At 70.4% G+C, this 16,123-nt stretch carries 17 protein-coding genes; 5 read left to right on the top strand and 12 right to left on the bottom strand.

Annotated features, from left to right (window positions below):
- Positions 1-38 precede the first annotated feature (38 nt).
- The 8 genes from AB6V29_RS04665 to AB6V29_RS04630 all read right to left on the bottom strand — a co-directional run bounded on the left by AB6V29_RS04665 (position 39) and on the right by AB6V29_RS04630 (position 5,839).
- Complete coding sequence (locus AB6V29_RS04665) at positions 39-2,033, bottom strand: hypothetical protein (RefSeq protein WP_369357296.1); 1,995 nt, start codon at positions 2,031-2,033, stop codon at positions 39-41.
- Positions 2,030-3,802: a S8 family serine peptidase gene (locus tag AB6V29_RS04660; protein WP_267788050.1), complete on the bottom strand. Its 1,773-nt coding sequence runs from the start codon at positions 3,800-3,802 to the stop codon at positions 2,030-2,032. Before AB6V29_RS04660 ends, AB6V29_RS04665 begins: the two co-directional genes overlap by 4 nt.
- A 109-nt stretch (positions 3,803-3,911) precedes the next feature.
- Entirely contained in the window at positions 3,912-4,214 is a 303-nt protein-coding gene (locus AB6V29_RS04655; protein ID WP_210073105.1) for a Dabb family protein, read from the bottom strand.
- Positions 4,211-4,489, bottom strand: a complete 279-nt coding sequence (locus AB6V29_RS04650; RefSeq protein WP_210073103.1) for a glutaredoxin family protein — start codon at positions 4,487-4,489, stop codon at positions 4,211-4,213. The genes AB6V29_RS04655 and AB6V29_RS04650 overlap by 4 nt, the downstream gene beginning before the upstream one ends.
- A gap of 66 nt (positions 4,490-4,555) precedes the next feature.
- Positions 4,556-4,849 (bottom strand): rhodanese-like domain-containing protein, encoded by a 294-nt coding sequence (locus AB6V29_RS04645; RefSeq protein WP_210073101.1) that lies wholly within the window; start codon positions 4,847-4,849, stop codon positions 4,556-4,558.
- An 82-nt stretch (positions 4,850-4,931) separates the two neighbouring features.
- Positions 4,932-5,030, bottom strand: coding sequence for an AURKAIP1/COX24 domain-containing protein (locus tag AB6V29_RS04640; protein WP_003792170.1), 99 nt, complete (start codon positions 5,028-5,030; stop codon positions 4,932-4,934).
- 82 nt (positions 5,031-5,112) lie between these two features.
- Positions 5,113-5,304 (bottom strand): helix-turn-helix domain-containing protein, encoded by a 192-nt coding sequence (locus tag AB6V29_RS04635; RefSeq protein WP_103205849.1) that lies wholly within the window; start codon positions 5,302-5,304, stop codon positions 5,113-5,115.
- Positions 5,305-5,443: 139 nt separating this feature from the next.
- A complete protein-coding gene (locus tag AB6V29_RS04630; RefSeq protein ID WP_267788057.1) occupies positions 5,444-5,839 on the bottom strand; it encodes a helix-turn-helix transcriptional regulator in 396 nt (131 codons plus the stop codon).
- 68 nt (positions 5,840-5,907) lie between these two features.
- Between AB6V29_RS04630 and AB6V29_RS04625 the strand changes: the two genes are divergently transcribed.
- Together AB6V29_RS04625 and AB6V29_RS04620 are read left to right on the top strand one after the other, a co-directional pair.
- Positions 5,908-7,350: a TrkH family potassium uptake protein gene (locus AB6V29_RS04625; protein WP_210073097.1), complete on the top strand. Its 1,443-nt coding sequence runs from the start codon at positions 5,908-5,910 to the stop codon at positions 7,348-7,350.
- Entirely contained in the window at positions 7,343-8,014 is a 672-nt protein-coding gene (locus tag AB6V29_RS04620) for a TrkA family potassium uptake protein (RefSeq protein WP_056224009.1), read from the top strand. Before AB6V29_RS04625 ends, AB6V29_RS04620 begins: the two co-directional genes overlap by 8 nt.
- A 15-nt stretch (positions 8,015-8,029) precedes the next feature.
- Here AB6V29_RS04620 and AB6V29_RS04615 read toward each other — a convergent pair whose 3' ends face one another.
- Positions 8,030-8,317: a DUF1905 domain-containing protein gene (locus AB6V29_RS04615; RefSeq protein ID WP_369357295.1), complete on the bottom strand. Its 288-nt coding sequence runs from the start codon at positions 8,315-8,317 to the stop codon at positions 8,030-8,032.
- Between the two features lie 2 nt (positions 8,318-8,319).
- A complete protein-coding gene (gene proC, locus AB6V29_RS04610) occupies positions 8,320-9,165 on the bottom strand; it encodes a pyrroline-5-carboxylate reductase (protein ID WP_267788061.1) in 846 nt (281 codons plus the stop codon).
- A 122-nt stretch (positions 9,166-9,287) separates the two neighbouring features.
- Between proC and AB6V29_RS04605 the strand changes: the two genes are divergently transcribed.
- Together AB6V29_RS04605 and AB6V29_RS04600 are read left to right on the top strand one after the other, a co-directional pair.
- A complete protein-coding gene (locus tag AB6V29_RS04605) occupies positions 9,288-10,400 on the top strand; it encodes an alpha/beta fold hydrolase (RefSeq protein WP_369357294.1) in 1,113 nt (370 codons plus the stop codon).
- A gap of 35 nt (positions 10,401-10,435) precedes the next feature.
- Positions 10,436-11,365 (top strand): LLM class F420-dependent oxidoreductase, encoded by a 930-nt coding sequence (locus tag AB6V29_RS04600; protein WP_369357293.1) that lies wholly within the window; start codon positions 10,436-10,438, stop codon positions 11,363-11,365.
- A gap of 4 nt (positions 11,366-11,369) precedes the next feature.
- On the opposite strand, the gene tadA is transcribed toward AB6V29_RS04600, so the two are convergent.
- Positions 11,370-11,801 carry a tRNA adenosine(34) deaminase TadA gene (gene tadA / locus AB6V29_RS04595; protein ID WP_267789348.1) on the bottom strand — a complete coding sequence of 144 codons (432 nt, stop codon included), beginning with the start codon at positions 11,799-11,801 and terminating at the stop codon, positions 11,370-11,372.
- 87 nt (positions 11,802-11,888) lie between these two features.
- Between tadA and upp the strand changes: the two genes are divergently transcribed.
- A complete protein-coding gene (gene upp / locus AB6V29_RS04590) occupies positions 11,889-12,521 on the top strand; it encodes a uracil phosphoribosyltransferase (RefSeq protein WP_210073086.1) in 633 nt (210 codons plus the stop codon).
- Here upp and AB6V29_RS04585 read toward each other — a convergent pair.
- Positions 12,506-16,054 carry a TM0106 family RecB-like putative nuclease gene (locus AB6V29_RS04585; protein WP_369357291.1) on the bottom strand — a complete coding sequence of 1,183 codons (3,549 nt, stop codon included), beginning with the start codon at positions 16,052-16,054 and terminating at the stop codon, positions 12,506-12,508. The two genes, upp and AB6V29_RS04585, sit on opposite strands and share 16 nt — an antisense overlap.
- Between the last annotated feature and the right edge of the window lie 69 nt (positions 16,055-16,123).

Raw genomic sequence — 16,123 nt, 5'->3', positions numbered from 1 at the left:
AGAAGGGGGCTCCGGTGCACTGCCGGAGCCCCCTCCCCTCAGCGGCGTCCCTGGCGACGGCGTCGGGTGAAGACGATCAGGACCGCGCCACCGACGGCCGCGAACGCCCCCGCGACGATCAGCCCGGGAACGGCAGAGACATCCGCACCGGTCTTCGCCAACGCTCCCGACGTCGATGCCGCGACACCGCCGGGGACGCGCACGTCGTCCTTACCGATCGGGCCGGGCGTCAATTGCTCGGGGGACGAGCCGTCCGAGGGCCGAGGCTGCGGTGCCGGCTGGCTCCCGGATCCCGGATCCGACGAGTTCTGCGGAGCGTCGGCCGCGACGACGCCGACGCGCACGAGCGCGCCGAGGCCGCGACGGTCATCCACTTGGAGCGCCACAGCGGTCTGCGCCTGCCCGTCGACCGCCTGCGCGTTCAGCGTGACGACCGCCGTCCGCCCCGCCACGGCGAAGCGGGTCCCCGCCGGCACCGCCCCCGCAGGAATCGTCTGCCCGGCGACCGTACCGCCACCGGTGGTCAGCGTCGTACCGGTCGACGTGACCTGCAGGCGCACGTCCCGCAGCGACACCTCCATCGCCGTCCCGGGGTACAGGACGAGGTCGTCCACCCCCACCGAAGCCGCCCCGGCGGAGCTGGCTGTCTCGATCCCCCGCACGCTGATCTGGCCGGCGAAACCGTCGGTGACCGTCTGCGCATCGGCGTCGGCCGATGCGGCGTGCGCGGCCTTCGTCTCCCCGGGTGCGGACACGAAAGCAGGTGCGATGGCCGAGGGGCCCACGGCGTCGACGGCGAAGGCGTAACGCGGAGGGAGCGGTGGCGCGCTGGTCGTCGACGGCTCGGGAGTGGGCGTCGGCGCGGCCGCCGCGGGAGACCACCGCACGACGCCGAGGCTGACCGCGGGGTAGGCGCCCGTGAGGTCCTCGTAGCGCAGCGCGGTGATCAGAACGCTGCCGTCGCTCTGCGTGACGCGCTCGTTCAGGTGCACGCGCACGCGCGGCGAGCCCGTGGCATCCAGGCCCGTGTAGAGGTCGGTTCCCGTGTTGATCCAGATCCCGTTGACGAAGACGGCGGATCCGGTGTCGGCGAAGCTCACGCGCGACGAGCCGTCGCCGTCCACCGAAAGACGCAGGCCGTAGACGCGTAGGGCCGACCACATGTACTCGCCGACGGAAGATGTGTCCGGCACCTGGCGGAACGATCCCACCGACACCGCGCTCGACCCGTCGGCCGCGTGAGCGACGGAGACGTCTGCTGCGGACGATGCCGGGGCCGTCCCGCTCACCGCCTGCGCGGCGACCGAGCCTTCGGCCTCCAGGCGGGGAGCGCCCGGGATCAGCGCGGCCCCGTTCGGTGCTGTGACGGTGACACCCGAGACGAGGGCGGGTGACGCAGACGCCGCGGGAGCACACGCCACCACGCCGAGACGCACGCGCCAGATCTCCGACCACCCCGCTTCGGCCTCGATCCGCAGGGCCGTCACCTGGGCTCGACCGCGGTCGATGGTGCGTTCGGCGACGACCAGCCGCGTCGACCCCCACGTGGCGGACGTCGGCAACGCGACCGTGTATCCCGCCGACAGCTTGGACGGATTCAAGACGTCCTTGCCGTCGACCGTCAGCGTGTCGAAGGTCACCGACGTGCTCCCGTCGGTCCCGCAGCTGGCACGCAGGCCGGTGAAGGCGACAGGGACGCGGTCGCGCAGCTGGAACAGGCCGCTGTCGATTCTCGTCTGCGCTCCGTCGGAGGCCGCTCGGGCGGTCAACCCCGTCGCGCGGGTGGTGTTGAGCTTCAGCGCGTCGCCGGTCTCCGAGAGGGAGTTGTCGACGGTCGCCCCGCTGGTCCATTCGCTGAGGGGCGCGGGCTGCTGGAGCGCACCGCCGTCGGCATCGAGGATCTGGATGCCGGAGGCCGAGGTCGAGGGGATCGACACCGCTCCGTTCGCGGGGACGGCGCCCGCGACGGCGGCTGCCGTGATGAGCGCACCGACGATGGCGGCGAGAAATCGGGTACGGGGTCGCGGGGTCACTGGTCTGCTCCGAATCGATCGAGGAAGTCGGCGCCGTTCGGAATGCCGACACCGGTGACCGGGTCCCACCCGGCCGCGGTCTGCAGGGACTGGGGCCGGGTGTCCCACAGGTAGAGGGTCTCGAGCCACAGCTGACCGGTGCTCTCGTCGCGGCGGTACCACGTGCCGGCTGACGCGGGAACGACGTCGCGAATCGCGCTCGACCCGGCCAGGGCGTACAGGAAGGGCGCGGCGAGACCGACCTCCACCCCGGTGCGCGCCTTGGCGATCGCGACCATGCTCGCGACCATCGGCGTTGCCAGGCTCGTGCCGCCGTGGGCCTCGTACGACAGTGCCCCGTCACGCGGCACCGCGACGGTGAAGCCCGTGTTGGGATCGGCGAGCGAGGCGACGTCGGGGACGAGTCGCCCCGATCCCGCGTGCGCGATGCGCTCGCTCTGCCAACTGGGGCGCGGGTAGAAGGCCGACTCCCCGCCTCCGGCGCCGTAGAGGAAGCCCGGCGGGATGATGCCACCGTTCTGGGCGAAGCGGGTCTGCACCTCCCACCCGGATTCGACGGCGATGCGATTGTCGGCGTCGAGGCCGATGCTGGCCCCGCCCACCGCGGTGACGTACGGACTGGAGGCCGGCGTCGCCACGTCGGTCTCGTCGTGGTGGTCGCCGGCGAGGGAGTAGTCGCCGTCGTTGCCGCTCGAGGCGAAGACCGACACACCGCGGGACGCGGCTTCGACCAGCACGCGGTTCAGCAGGGTGCGGTCGGCATCGGTGTCGAGCTCTTCGGGCCCGCCGAACGAGAGCGAGATCACACTCGGGGTGACGGGGGCTTCGACGGCGTCGAGGACGCGCAGATAGAGCGTCGCGGCGAGGCAGTCGTCGGCCCCCCAGTAGACGATGTCGGCGTCAGGGGCCATCGCGCGCACCGCCTGCACGTCAAGATGCTGCTCGACGGTCCACGCCGAGGGACCTCCGCAGCGGGTGACGTCCGGGTTCGCGGAAGCGTGGTGGGTGTACTGCCCCTCCCGGAGAGCGGGCAGACCCTCCCGCGCGAAGTACGCGTCCGTGTTCGCGGCGACCGTGTCATCGTCGAAGACTCCGACGATCGCCACGGTCGCTCCCGCGCCGCGCGCATCCGCCGGGAGCTGGTGGATCGCGCGCAGTTGCGTGGGCCCGTACCCGCACAGCGCGTTCGAGCGATGCTCGACCTGGACCGACGACGGCCACGACGACGAGAGCGTCTGCCCCCAGTACGCGGCGCAATCGTCGCTGCGCACGGGCGCGGCGTCGGTGCTGGGGCTCATCGCGTCGGTATCGACGAGACCGGCGACGGACTCGATGGCACCGGCCTCGCGAGGAACGGACAGATCGCGGGTGGGAGCGAACGCCGCGCGACCGTCCACGGTCGTCTCACCGAAGGAGGTGTCGAAGGCCGAGGCGAACGCCGACGCCGGCCCGGTCACCGAGAGCGCGCGGATGCTCTCACGGTCTCGGACGATCTCGATTCCGGCCGTTTCGAGCCACGAGCGCGCCGCACTCGCCTCCGCGGCCGTCGCCGAGTCGGTGAGCAGCACGGTGGCCGTCAGGCGCGCGTCGAGCGACGCCTCGGGGGCGGCGGAGGCCCATCCCGGAGCGGTCGACACGAGGATTCGTCGACCGTCGGGGGAATCGGTGGATGCCGCCGGCGGGGCGCTGCAGGCGGTGGATGCGACCGCTGCTGAGAGCAGCAGAACGGCCAGGGAAGTCGTCGGTCGACGACGGAGGCGTGGGGGCATGGACAGCTTTCTCGATCAGTGGCTCGGGTGAACCGATCGAGAGCTTATCGATATTGAGAACCGTTATCACAAACGGGCAAAAGAAAGCCCCCGTCGGGGCCGAGCCCGCTCAGAACGGGTAGTCGACCGAAGACCGCTCCGCCACGACGGAGCGCACGAAGGCCGCGACCTCCTGGTGGGCGGGATGCACCTGGTAGCGCTCGAGCGCGTCGACGTCGGCGAACTCGCTGACCAGAGCGACGTCCCAGTTCGACTGCGGGTTGACGACGTTGCGCCCCACCTCGATGTGCTGGATCTCGTCGATGACCCCGTCGAGGGCCGACAAGCGCTCAGCGATCTGCTCCGCGTGCAGCGCACGCGTGTCGGCGTCGTCCGCCGAGAGCTTCCAGAGGACGATGTGACGGATGCTCACGCGGAGGCTCCTTGGGTGTCTGCCGCGAGGAGGGCGGCGCGGAGACGGTCGGCCGAGACGCGCCAGTGCGCGTGAAGCTCCCCGTCGATGAGGACGACGGGGATTTTCTCCCACCACTTGTCGTAGAGGGCGGCATCGTCGGCGATCGAGGCCTGCTCGATCGTGACGCGGTCGGCGGCTCGCTCGGGGAGCTCACCCACGACCGTCTCGACGATCTGCTCCGCCACATCGCAGAGGTGGCAGTCGGGCTTTCCGATCAGCGTGAGAGTCGTCACCCTGACCATCCTAGAAGGCGGGGGAAGGGCGAGAGCCGGTGCGCGACGCGCGTGTCCGCTCGCTGGTCAGGACTCGACGTCGTAGCCCGAGGCGATCCACTCGCCCGTGCCACCCTCGACGTTGGTCGCATCGTGTCCGCGCGCCGTGAGGGCTTCGACGACCCGCGCCGAGCGACCGCCGGCCTGGCAGATCACGTCGAACGGCTCTCCGGGGAGTTCCTCGAGGTGCTCGCCGATGGTCGACATCGGAAGATTCACGGCGCCGGGAACGTGACCCGCGGCGAACTCGTGCTCCTCGCGCACGTCGATCAGGGGGCGTTCACGCCCCGCGTGCAGGTCGTGGACCGAGATGGACTGCATGCTTACCTCCGGAGAGACGAACGGCACCGGATACACGAAGCGCCCGTCGCGAATCGGACAGGCGCTCGGTGTGGTGGCCGCTTTACTTCTTGTTGCGGCGCTGGTGACGAGTCTTGCGAAGCAGCTTGCGGTGCTTCTTCTTCGCCATGCGCTTACGGCGCTTCTTGATGACAGAACCCACGGAAAACCTCACTAAGTCGGGGTCTGGGTGCCGATTTCGGCCCCCGGGAACAGCAGGCGTTGAAAAAAAGCCTCGGATCAGTCTAGCCGACGTCGGACACCGGTCGTTGCACGGCATCGGCGACGGCCGATTCGGGCACCCGGTAGCTGCGTCCGAACCGCACCGCCGGAAGCTCGCCCGCGTGGACGAGACGGTAGACCGTCATCTTCGAGACGCGCATGAGTTCCGCGACCTCGGCGACCGTCAAGAACCGCACGTCCGGCAACTCGGCCATCGTTCACCCCTCGTTCCGGGTGAACTCACCCTCCTGATGCTGAGCACACTCTAGGGTCTGGCTGGGACGGCTGTAAACCTATGGGCCCACTGTGACGAATGTGATGAGCGGATGCCGGGATTCCGCGGCATCCGCGGGCTCATCGCCCCGGCAGCTTGCGGAACGCGGTCGAGAAGGAGTGCTTCACCGACGCGGCGGCGCGGCCCACGACCTCGGCGGCGTGCATCGCCGAATCGGGAAGGGCCGGTTCGTGGTCGTCATCGATGGAGAAGAACGGGACGAGCCAGTCGTCGACCTCGTCGAGAGGGGCGACCGCGAGGCTGTAGTAGCGGTGTTGTCCCTCTTCGCGCACGGAGACGAGCTCCGCCTCGCGCAGCACCTTCAGGTGCTTGGAGACGGTCGGCTGGCTCACACCGAGAGCGGCGACGATCTGCGAGACGCTCGTCCCCCGTTCACCACCGGTTACCCGGTCGAGGAGCAGCTGAAGGATGTCGCGACGCGTTCCGTCAGCGATCACGTCGAAGATGTCCGCCATGGCATCAGATTAGCGGCGCCCCGGCCCGAGTACCATGATTCGGGTTCGGGCACCGAAGGGAGCGGCGCATGGCGGCGACGCCGAACGAGGCTCGACTGGCCGTGCGACTGCGTCGCATCGCCTTCGAGGCATGGGACCGATTACGCAATCTCACGACCGCGTCCCCCGCGCGTTTCGCGGTGCTGGTGTTCGTGACGCTCATCGCCCTGTTCACGGCGCTCTTCTCTCTGCCCGCCGCCTCGGCGACCGGTGTGCGCCTCCCCTTCGCCGACGCGCTCTTCACCGCCGTCTCGACGATCTGCGTCACCGGATTGTCGACGCTGAACATGTACTCCGACTTCTCCCCCCTCGGACGCGTCATCACCTACATCGGCGTCAACGTCGGCGCCCTCGGTGTGCTGACCCTCGCCTCGATCCTCGGGCTGGTGATCTCCAAGCGCCTGGGTCTTCGCGCGAAGCTGATCGCCGCCGGCGACAGCAACCCCCTGCGTGTGCACGGCGGTCCGGTGAACGAGGGGCAGACCGTGCGTCTCGGCGAGGTCGGCCAGCTGCTGCGCACCGTGGCGCTGTCCACGCTCGTGATCGAGGCGGGACTCACCGTCCTCATCTACCCCTCGCTCGTCGTCGGCGGGATCAGCCCGCTCGTGGCGCTCTGGGAGGCGCCGTACTACGCGGCGATGGCGTTCACGAACACGGGCTTCGTGCCCAACGCCGACGGCCTCACACCCTTCGCTCAGGACTACTTCCTGCTCACGGTGCTCATGGCCGGGGTCTTCCTCGGCTCGATCGGCTTCCCGGTGATCTTCACGCTGTGGCGGCACTACTGGCGCTTCCGCCTGTGGTCCCTGCACGCGAAGCTCACCATCATCACCACCGTCGTGTTGTTCTTCGCCGGAGCCGGGGTCATTCTGCTGCTGGAATACGACAACCCCCTCACATTCGGAAGCATGGATGCGTGGGACACCACGTTCCAGGCGTTCTTCCTCTCGGCCATGACACGCTCCGGCGGGTTCAGCGTCATCAACATCGGCGACCTCAACGGGGCCACCCTGATCGTGGGATCGATGCTCATGTTCGTCGGCGGCGGATCCGCTTCCACCGCGGGCGGCATCAAGGTCACGACCCTGGCCGTGCTGGCTCTGGCGGTGTTCTCCGAGGCCAAGGGCCGCCCCTCGGTGCAGGCCTTCGGTCGCCGCATCCCGAGCGACGTGCAGCGGGTCGCCCTCTCGGTCGTCGCGTGGGGCGCGACCATCGTCGCGATCTCGACGGTCACCATCAGCCGCATCACCGACGCCCCCATCGAGCACGTGCTGTTCGACGTCGTCTCGGCTTTCGCCACCGTCGGCCTGTCGACGGGCCTCACCGCCGAGCTCCCCGAAGCCGCGAAGTACGTGATGGCGGCCACGATGTTCATGGGGCGCATTGGTACAGTGACACTCGCTGCGGCAGTGGCTGCGTCGTCCCGGTCGCAGCTGTACGCGCTCCCCGTGGAAAGGCCCATCGTTGGTTGAACGCATCCGCAGTGACGCGCCCGTCCTGGTGATCGGACTCGGCCGCTTCGGCGCCGCCTGCGCCGGCGAGCTCGACCGACTCGACCGCGAGGTCCTGGCCGTCGACGGCAACCTCGAGCTCGTGCAGAAGTGGTCGGAGCGCGTCACGCACGCCGTCCAGGCCGACGCGCGCAATATCGACGCCCTGCGGCAGATCGGCGCCCAGGACTTCCAGGTCGCCGTGGTCGCCGTGGGCTCGCTCATCGAGGCATCGGTGCTCATCACCGCCAACCTCGTCGACCTCAAGGTGCCGCAGATCTGGGCGAAGGCCGTCTCGCAGTCGCACGGCAAGATCCTCGCCCGCGTCGGTGCCAACCACGTCATCTACCCCGAGGCCGAGGCCGGCGAGCGCGTGGCCCACCTGGTCAGTGGACGGATGCTCGACTTCATCCGTTTCGACGACGACTTCGTCCTCGCCAAGATGTATCCGCCAAAGCTCGTGCGCGGTGTGGGCCTGAACGAATCCGGCGTGCGGTCGAAGTACAACGTGACCGTCGTGGGCGTGAAGAGCCCCGGCCGGCCGTTCCGCTACGCCGAGGCCAACACGGTCGTCACCAACCACGACCTCATCATCGTGTCGGGGACCAACTCCGACATCGAGCGGTTCGCCTCGCTCGATCGCTGAGCCGCGGCGCCCGCCTCAGGCGTCGATGTCGAGAGCGACCTCGACCTCGTCGTCGACGGCGAGCCCCTCGGCATCCTGAAGTGCTTTCTTGACCGGCACGACGTAACCGCCGTCCTTCGGCCAGAGCGCGGTGGTCGCGGTCGTGCGGCCGATCGTCACGGATGCCGGGATCATCCCCCACCCGTAGGTCACGAGGGGGGCGATCTCGGCGATCATCGCGGCCTCGGCTGCGGGCACCGAGACGAAGTGGAACGGCGCGGGGCCGCGCCAGTACCAGATCGTCCCGGTGAACCGCAGGTGCACGGTCAGCTCCCGGCGGCCAGTTCTTTCGCGCGGGCGAGGGCGGCTTCGGCGGCGGTGGTGAAGGCGTCGTCGAGTCGGGCGTCCTGCAGGACGGCCACGGCGCGCTCGGTGGTGCCCTTCGGGCTGGTGACGCGGCGACGCAGCTCGGCGGGATCGACATCGGCGGATGCCATGAGAGCTGCGGCCCCGATGAAGGTCTGCTCCGCGAGCAGGCGCGCCTGGTCGTCGTCGAAGCCCATCCGCACGGCGGCCCGGGTGAAGTCCTCGACGAGGAGGAAGACGTAGGCGGGACCGGAGCCCGAGATGGTCGAGAGGGCATCGATCTGCGACTCGGGGACCTCCAGGACCGAGCCCACGGTCTCGAAGAGCGCCCGGACGACGGCGATGTCGGCGGCGGAGGCCGCGGGTCCGGCGGCGAGTCCGGTGACTCCCTTTCCGACCAGCGAGGGGGTGTTCGGCATCGAGCGCAGGGTGGCGACGCCCTCGCCGAGACGAGCGGCGAACGTGTCGAGCGTGACGCCCGCGGCGAGGCTCACCACGATCGCGCCGGGGCGCAGATGCGGGGCGATCTCGTCGAGCAGGTCGGGCACCATCGCGGGCTTGACTCCCACCAGCACGATGTCGGCGGCGGCGACGGCGTCGGTGTTTCCCGCCGGATTCGCCTCGAGAGCGACGCTGGTCACCCCGTCGAGGTCGACGAGTTCGGCGGCCTTCGCGATCGAACGGTTGGTCGCCGTCACCCCTCCCCCGGTGAGTCCGGCCGCGACGAGGCCGCGGAGGATCGCGCCTCCCATGGAACCGGCTCCGAGGATCGCGATCGGGGGCAGCGAGGTCGTGGCATCCGTCATGCGAGCCAGTCTACGAACCGGACTCTCGCGGCGGGGCAAGTCTGAGTGCGACCGAGAGGGGCGCGCGTTAGAGTCGGGAAACGGTGTGCCGGAGCACCGGCGAGCGATACGGAGGACTAGCGATGACTCTCTTCGACGGCATCACCGCGCGCCTGGTCGAGACCGACCGGCTGGGGGTGAACGTGCTCGAGCGCGTCGGCGACGACCCCGCCACCGCCCCCGAGCACACGGTCGTCTTCGTGCACGGCAACGTCGCCTCCTCACTGCTCTGGCAGGAGATCATGCAAGACCTGCCGAGCGAGCTGCGCGTCGTCGCCGTCGACCTGCGCGGCTTCGGTCGCACCGAGCACAGCCCCATCGACGCCACCCGCGGCGTCCGCGACTTCAGCGACGATCTCCACGCGACGCTCGATGCCCTCGGCATCGCTTCCGCTCATCTCGTCGGCTGGTCGATGGGCGGGGCCGTCGTGCTGCAGTACGCGCTCGATCACCCCGTTCTCTCTCTCACGCTGCAGTCGCCCATCTCCCCCTACGGCTTCGGCGGCACGCGGCGTGACGGATCTCGGCTGAACGACGAAGACGCCGGCGCCGGTGCGGGGGCGGCGAACCCCGACTTCGTCCAGCGACTCATCGACCACGACACCACCGACGAGGCCCCGACCTCGCCGCGCGCGGTGTTCCGCTCCGGCTACGTCGCCGCGGGTTACCGGAGCGAGCACGAGGACGTATGGGTCGAGGCGATGCTGTCGACCTCCACGGCCACCGGCAACTACCCGGGCGACTCGGTCGTCACCTCGACCTGGCCGGGCTTCGCCCCCGGCACGACCGGTGTGCTCAACGCGCTGGCGCCGAAGTACCTCGATGTCTCGGGCATCGTCGACCTCGAAGACAAACCCGCGATCCTGTGGATCTACGGCACCGCCGACGCGATCGTCTCGGACGCCTCGTTCTCCGACGTCAATCACCTGGGCGCGCTCGGAGTGGTTCCCGACTGGCCCGGCGCCGATGTCGCCCCCGCACAGCCGATGGTCTCCCAGACGCGCGACGTGCTCTCCGCCTACGCGGACAAGGGCGGCGAGGTCACCGAGGTCCCCGTCGAGGGGGCCGGACACTCCGTCCACCTCGAGCGCCCGGCGCAGTTCCGCCGAGCGCTGCTGACGCACATCGGCTACGTCGGTCGGCCCGCCGATCCGGCGCCGCCGACCGAGGCGATCATCCTGCGCTCGGCCGACTGACCCGTCCCCGACTCGCCCGTCCCCCGGAGGTCCCCGTGGAGTACTGCCTGTTCACCGAGCCCCAGCAGGGCTTCTCCTACGACGATCAACTCGCTTTCGCGCGCTCGGCGGAACAGCACGGCCTCGACGGCTTCTTCCGCTCGGACCACTACCTGCGCATGGGCCCGGGCGATCCCCGACCGGGCCCCACCGACGCGTGGACGACCCTCGCCGGCCTCGCGCGCGAGACCTCTCGCATCCGCCTGGGCACGCTCGTGTCGTCGGTGACGTACCGCGTCCCCGCGATCCTCGCGATCCAGGTCGCACAGGTCGACGCCATGTCGGGCGGACGCGTCGAGCTGGGCCTCGGCACGGGCTGGTTCGAGCGCGAGCACGCGGCCTACGGCATCCCCTTCCCGGCGAAGCGCTTCGACCTGCTCGAAGAGCAGCTCCAGGTCGTCACGGGTCTGTGGTCGACTCCGGATGCCGACACCTTCTCGTTCCGCGGAGAGCACTACGCGCTCGACGAAGCGCCCGCGCTGCCGAAGCCGGTGCAGTCGCCGGTGCCGGTGATCGTGGGCGGCGGCGGCCCGAAGCGCACCCCCGCTCTCGCCGCGAAGTACGCCACGGAGTTCAACATCGGCTTCGTCGCGGAAGACGTCGTGGCCGAGAAGTTCGCCGTCGTCCGCGCCGCGTGCGAGACGATCGGCCGCGACCCGCAGACGCTGAAGCTCTCGGTCGCGCTGCCGACCATCGTCGGCTCGGACGAGGCCGCGATCGAGCGGCGCGCTCAGGCGATCGGCCGCACGCGCGCGGAGTTCGACGACGGTACGAACATCGTCGGCACACCCGAGCAGGTCGCCGAGAAGGTGGAAAGGCTGCGGGCCCTCGGCGCGGAGCGGGTCTACTTCCAGCTCATGGACTTGCGCGACGTCGATCACGCCGGTCAGATCGGCGCCGAGGTCCTGCCGCTCCTCCCGCGCTGAGCGCTCAGCGGCGGTTCTCGAAGAACGCCCGGAGCTGTGCGGCGGCCCGCTCCTCGTCGACCCCGCCGACCACCTCGACGCGGTGGGGAAGACGCCGATCGCGCAGGACGTCGTACATGGATCCCGCGGCTCCCGCCTTGGCATCCCACGACCCGAAGACGACGCGCTCGACGCGCGCCTGCAGGATCGCCCCCGCGCACATCACGCACGGCTCGAGGGTGACCACGAGCGTGCACTCCGCCAGGTGCCACGAACTTCGGTTACGGGCGGCCTCGCGCAGCGCCACGACCTCGGCGTGCGCGGTGGGGTCGCCCGTGGCCTCGCGGAGGTTGCGACCCTCGCCGATGATCCGGCCGGTGGAGTCGACGACGACGGCTCCCACCGGGACGTCGCCGTCGACTTCGGCGGCGTCGGCGAGCTCGAAGGCCCGCCGCATCGCGGCGAGGTCTGCGGCGGTGGGCGTCACGGGAGCTCCGAGAATCGACGGCGGTGGGGTGCGGGGGAAACGGTTAGCCTTGAGCCTATGCGTGTCCACGTCGCCGACCACCCGCTCATCACCCACAAGCTCACGGTGCTGCGTGACGTGCAGACGTCGTCGCCGGTGTTCCGCCAGCTCACCGAGGAGCTCGTGACGCTCCTCGCGTATGAGGCGACCCGCAACGTGCGCGTCGACCCGATCGAGATCCAGACCCCGGTCACCACGACGATGGGTGTGAGAATCAGTGAGCCCCGGCCGATCGTGGTGCCCATCCTGCGCGCCGGCCTCGGCATGCTCGAGGGCATGGTGAAGCTCCTGCCCACCGCCGAGGTCGGATTCCTCGGCATGGTCCGCGACGAAGAGACCTTCGAGCCGACGACCTACGCCGAGCGCCTGCCCGACGACCTCAGCGACCGCCAGTGCTTCGTGCTCGACCCGATGCTCGCCACCGGCGGCTCGCTCGGCGCGGCCATCAAGTTCCTGTTCGCGCGTGGCGCGCAGGACGTCACCGCGATCTGCCTGCTGGGCGCGCCCGAGGGCGTTGCGGCGATCGAGAAGCAGGTCGAGGGCCACGACGTCACTCTCGTGCTCGGCGCCGTCGACGAGCGCCTCAACGAGAAGGGCTACATCGTGCCCGGTCTCGGTGACGCCGGCGACCGTCTCTACGGCACGGCCTGAGCGCCCACCAATCGAGCGAACCCGCTGAGCCGCGCGACCCCTTCGGGGGTCCGCGGGAGATCGTCGAGCAGAGCGGGCGAGTACACCACGTAGGCGGCCTGCATCGCGCGTGAGATCGCGACGTTGATGCGATTGCGCAGCAGCAGGAACTCCAGGCCGCGCGGAGCCTCCCGGCCCGACGACGCGGCGAGGGTCAGGATCGCGACGACCGCTTCTTTGCCCTGGAAACGGTCGACCGTCCCGACCGGGACATCGGCGAAGCCCGCGGCGGCCAGGGCCTCTTCGACGGCGACCTGTTGTGCGTTGTAGGGGGTGATGACGATGATGTCGTCGGCCCGCAGCGACCGGGGAGCATGCACGATGGCGGAGTCCCCCGCTCCCCCCTCGGCGCCCGTCCACTCGCGCCCCACGAGTTCGGACACCAGGCGCGCGACCTCAGCGGCCTCTTCGTTCGAGAACGTCGAGTTGCCGCGGTGCCGCACGGGACGAGGGTGGACGCCGGGGTCGACGCCGTCGAGACGGCGCAGAGCGGTGGAGGGGTGCGAGGCGAGACGCCCCTCGTACGACAGCCGTGAGACCGGCTCGGCGACGGCGGGGTGCATACGGCGCGTGCGCGCGAGGAAGTAGCCGAACTCGTCCGGCACCACCTCGGCACCGTCGATGATCCACCCCAGGGCCGAGGTGTCGACGGGTTCGGGGTGCGTACCCTGACTGACCTGCGGCAGCTGCTGCGGGTCGCCCAGCAGCAGGAGACGCTGCGCCGCGAGCGACACCGCGATGGTGGAGGCGAGCGAGAACTGCCCCGCCTCGTCGATCACGAGCAGATCGAGGCTCCCGCGCGGGATACGAGCCTCGTGGCTGAAATCCCAGGCGGTCCCCCCGACGACGAAGCCGGTGGAGGCGTTCTCGGCGGTGAACGACGCCACGCCGTTCTTGGGCAGCACCGTGAAAGCGTGCGGGGCACTCGGATCTTTCGGCGCCTTCCCGACCCGGGATGCCGGCACCCCGGCCGCGATGACCTGATCGAGCATGTGCTCGATGGTCGCGTGGGATTGCGCCACGACCCCGATGCGGTAGCCGCGCTCGGCGACGAGGCGCGCGATGACGTGCGAGCCCACGTAGGTCTTGCCCGTGCCGGGAGGGCCTTGGACGGCGAGATAGCTGTGGTCGAGGTCGGCGACGCTACGCGCGATGGCGGTGACCTCGTCGTCGCCGGTCGCGCCGTCGACGCTCGTGACCGGGGAGAGTGCCCCCGACAGCGTGCGCGGCGGGACGCGACGCAGGATGTCGGCGGCCGCGCCGTCGGGGATCCCGGGGGCGGCGGCGAGGACTCCGTCGGCCCATGCGTCGATCGCTTTCTGCTGATTCCCGGCGCGCGGGGGTGCGGGCGGGGTGAGGGCGAGCGGCAGGTCGCGCCAGGTCGCGCCGTCGACGGCGGTCTCTTCGACGATCGCTCCGTCGTCGAGCACTTCGCGCACCGTCACTCGGCGCGCACCGTGGATCCATCGGGGGCGCGTCTCGAGCGGGAAGGGCGCGGGAAGGTCGTAGACCGCGAAGGGCTCGCCGTCCACGCTCACGCGCGTGCCGGGTGCGACCTCGCCGCGGAGCTCGACGAGACGGCGCTCCGATCCGCGGCCCGACTCGGGGAAGTGCCAATCGGCGACGACGCGCGAGCGTGCCGCGTCGACCACGACGACGTCACGGGTCTCTTCCCAAACCGAGAGCGGCTCGCGCAGACGCAGGAAGTGCGTGGCCCAGTAGGTCTTCTCTTCGCGCGGGTAGTAGTCGATCGCGGCCGCGGCGAGACGGAGTGCGGTCGCGTCGGGTTCTGCCGCATCGCCCGCCCAGCGCTGCAGGGCCGTCGCGCGGGGCGACGGCTCGTAGGCCTGCTCGTCGGGCTCGGCTCCGCGCGCGGGGACAGCCCCCGACTCGCGCGCGCGATCGACGAGCCAGTCGCGCAGGCGCCGGGTCGAGACGCAGTCGTAGCGGTTGTAGTCGGCCAGGTCGTCGAGCACGCGCTGCGCCGCGACCGCATCGCCGTCGGCAGCGAGCGCGCGGGCCTCGACGTACTTCACGATCGAGTCGTCGCCGCGCTGCACGTCGCTCGTACGCACGTCGTCGCCCATGTACAGGGGCTCGAGCTTCTTGATCGAGTACGAGCGCGACCCCACCCGCAGCGCTCGACGCACGACCGGGTAGAGGTCGACGAAGACGCCGTCGCGCAGGAGCCGATCCACGTCGGCCTCGCGGACGCCGTAGCGGGCGGCCATCGTGAGCAGGTGTGTCGGCTCGTAGGGGGCGTAGTGGTAGATGTGCATGCCCGGGTGCCGCTGGCGTCGCAGCGCGACCATGTCGAGGAAACGCTCGAGGGCGGCTCGCTCTTCGTCGAAGGTGTGCGCCCAGAGCGCTCCGTAGACCTCGCGGGTGTCGACCCACCCGAAGAGGTAGTCGATGCCCCAGTGCTCGCCGACGCCCTCGGTGTACAGCGGGTCGCCCTCGAAATCGAAGAAGAGGTCGCCGTGGTCGGGCCGCGGGAGCACGCCCAGCGACTTGGGCGCGACGATCTCGAACGTGGGCACCGCGTGGGCGGGCTGGTCGGCGCCCGGGATGCCGGCCGGGCTCTCGAGCTGCAGGCGCGCCTGCGTGCGCAACGAGACGAAGGTGTCGACGCTCATGGCCGCGGGCGGCGCGGGCGCGACCGCCAACTGATCGATCGTCTCGATGCCGCCCGCCCGCAACCGGTCGCGCTGGACGGGCCGCATGCCCGCGACGAGCAGAAGGTCGCGGTGGGCGACGACCTCGAGCTCACAAGTGGCGCATCGGCCGCACGCGATGACCCCGAGATCGCCGCGCGGGTCGCCCCAGGCGATCACGGGTCCGGCGGTACCGAGGTCGACACGGCGGTCGGCGATCAGGGCGCGCAGGCGCTCGCGGCGGAGGCCGAAGACCGGGAGCAGATCGTCGACGCGATGCGTGCTCGTCGACCCGTCGCCGAGCAGCAGCTGCACCTCGTCGGAGCGCGGCACGCCGAGACGATCGAGCTGATCGACATAGGCGGCGAGCTGCATGAGCGCCGTCACGCGCGCGCGGCGCGCCAGCTTGGTGTCTTGCACGATCCATCGGCGTGTTCCATCGGACGACGCCTCGGGCTCGCGCACGAGGAAGTCGGCGAACCCGACGAATTCCTCGGTGGCGAACGCGGCCTGATAGACCACCTCGATGGACGGGTCGGCGAGGGCCTCGTCGGTCAGGCGCACGGCTTCGGCGAGCGCCTCGGCGTCGGATGATCGCGCCGCGGGGATCTCGCGCACCGCCGAGCCGAAGCGGGCGCGGTCGTCGTCGAGCACGCGCAGCTCGTGTGCCGTACCCAGCCGCGCCGCGCGCTCGAGGGTGGCGTCTTCGGGGTCGTCGACGGGGGCGGTGCGTCCGATCTTGGCGTCGATCGCGCGCAGCCACGCGAATTCGCACTCGGCCGCCGCCTTGAGGTCGCTGGCGCTCCAGACGATCCGCCCGTCTTGCTCGATGTACCGCATGGTATTCACGCTAACCGGGGCCGCCGACATCGGCCGCCGACCGTCCACGGGGAGGTCGCTCTCGCAACC

Origin of the sequence: Microbacterium sp. 20-116 (assembly GCF_041079415.1) — a bacterium.
GTDB lineage: Bacteria > Actinomycetota > Actinomycetes > Actinomycetales > Microbacteriaceae > Microbacterium.
This window is presented reverse-complemented; position numbering and strand designations above follow the sequence as displayed.

What these genes read in the sequence shown, in the direction of transcription:
- AB6V29_RS04660 (WP_267788050.1), bottom strand. Translation starts at nt 3,802, where the DNA reads ATGCCCCCACGCCTCCGTCGTCGACCGACGACTTCCCTGGCCGTTCTG.
- AB6V29_RS04645 (WP_210073101.1), bottom strand. Translation starts at nt 4,849, where the DNA reads ATGCAGTCCATCTCGGTCCACGACCTGCACGCGGGGCGTGAACGCCCC.
- AB6V29_RS04635 (WP_103205849.1), bottom strand. Translation starts at nt 5,304, where the DNA reads ATGGCCGAGTTGCCGGACGTGCGGTTCTTGACGGTCGCCGAGGTCGCG.
- AB6V29_RS04630 (WP_267788057.1), bottom strand. Translation starts at nt 5,839, where the DNA reads ATGGCGGACATCTTCGACGTGATCGCTGACGGAACGCGTCGCGACATC.
- AB6V29_RS04625 (WP_210073097.1), top strand. Translation starts at nt 5,908, where the DNA reads ATGGCGGCGACGCCGAACGAGGCTCGACTGGCCGTGCGACTGCGTCGC.
- proC (WP_267788061.1), bottom strand. Translation starts at nt 9,165, where the DNA reads ATGACGGATGCCACGACCTCGCTGCCCCCGATCGCGATCCTCGGAGCC.
- AB6V29_RS04605 (WP_369357294.1), top strand. Translation starts at nt 9,288, where the DNA reads ATGACTCTCTTCGACGGCATCACCGCGCGCCTGGTCGAGACCGACCGG.
- tadA (WP_267789348.1), bottom strand. Translation starts at nt 11,801, where the DNA reads ATGCGGCGGGCCTTCGAGCTCGCCGACGCCGCCGAAGTCGACGGCGAC.
- upp (WP_210073086.1), top strand. Translation starts at nt 11,889, where the DNA reads ATGCGTGTCCACGTCGCCGACCACCCGCTCATCACCCACAAGCTCACG.
- AB6V29_RS04585 (WP_369357291.1), bottom strand. Translation starts at nt 16,054, where the DNA reads ATGCGGTACATCGAGCAAGACGGGCGGATCGTCTGGAGCGCCAGCGAC.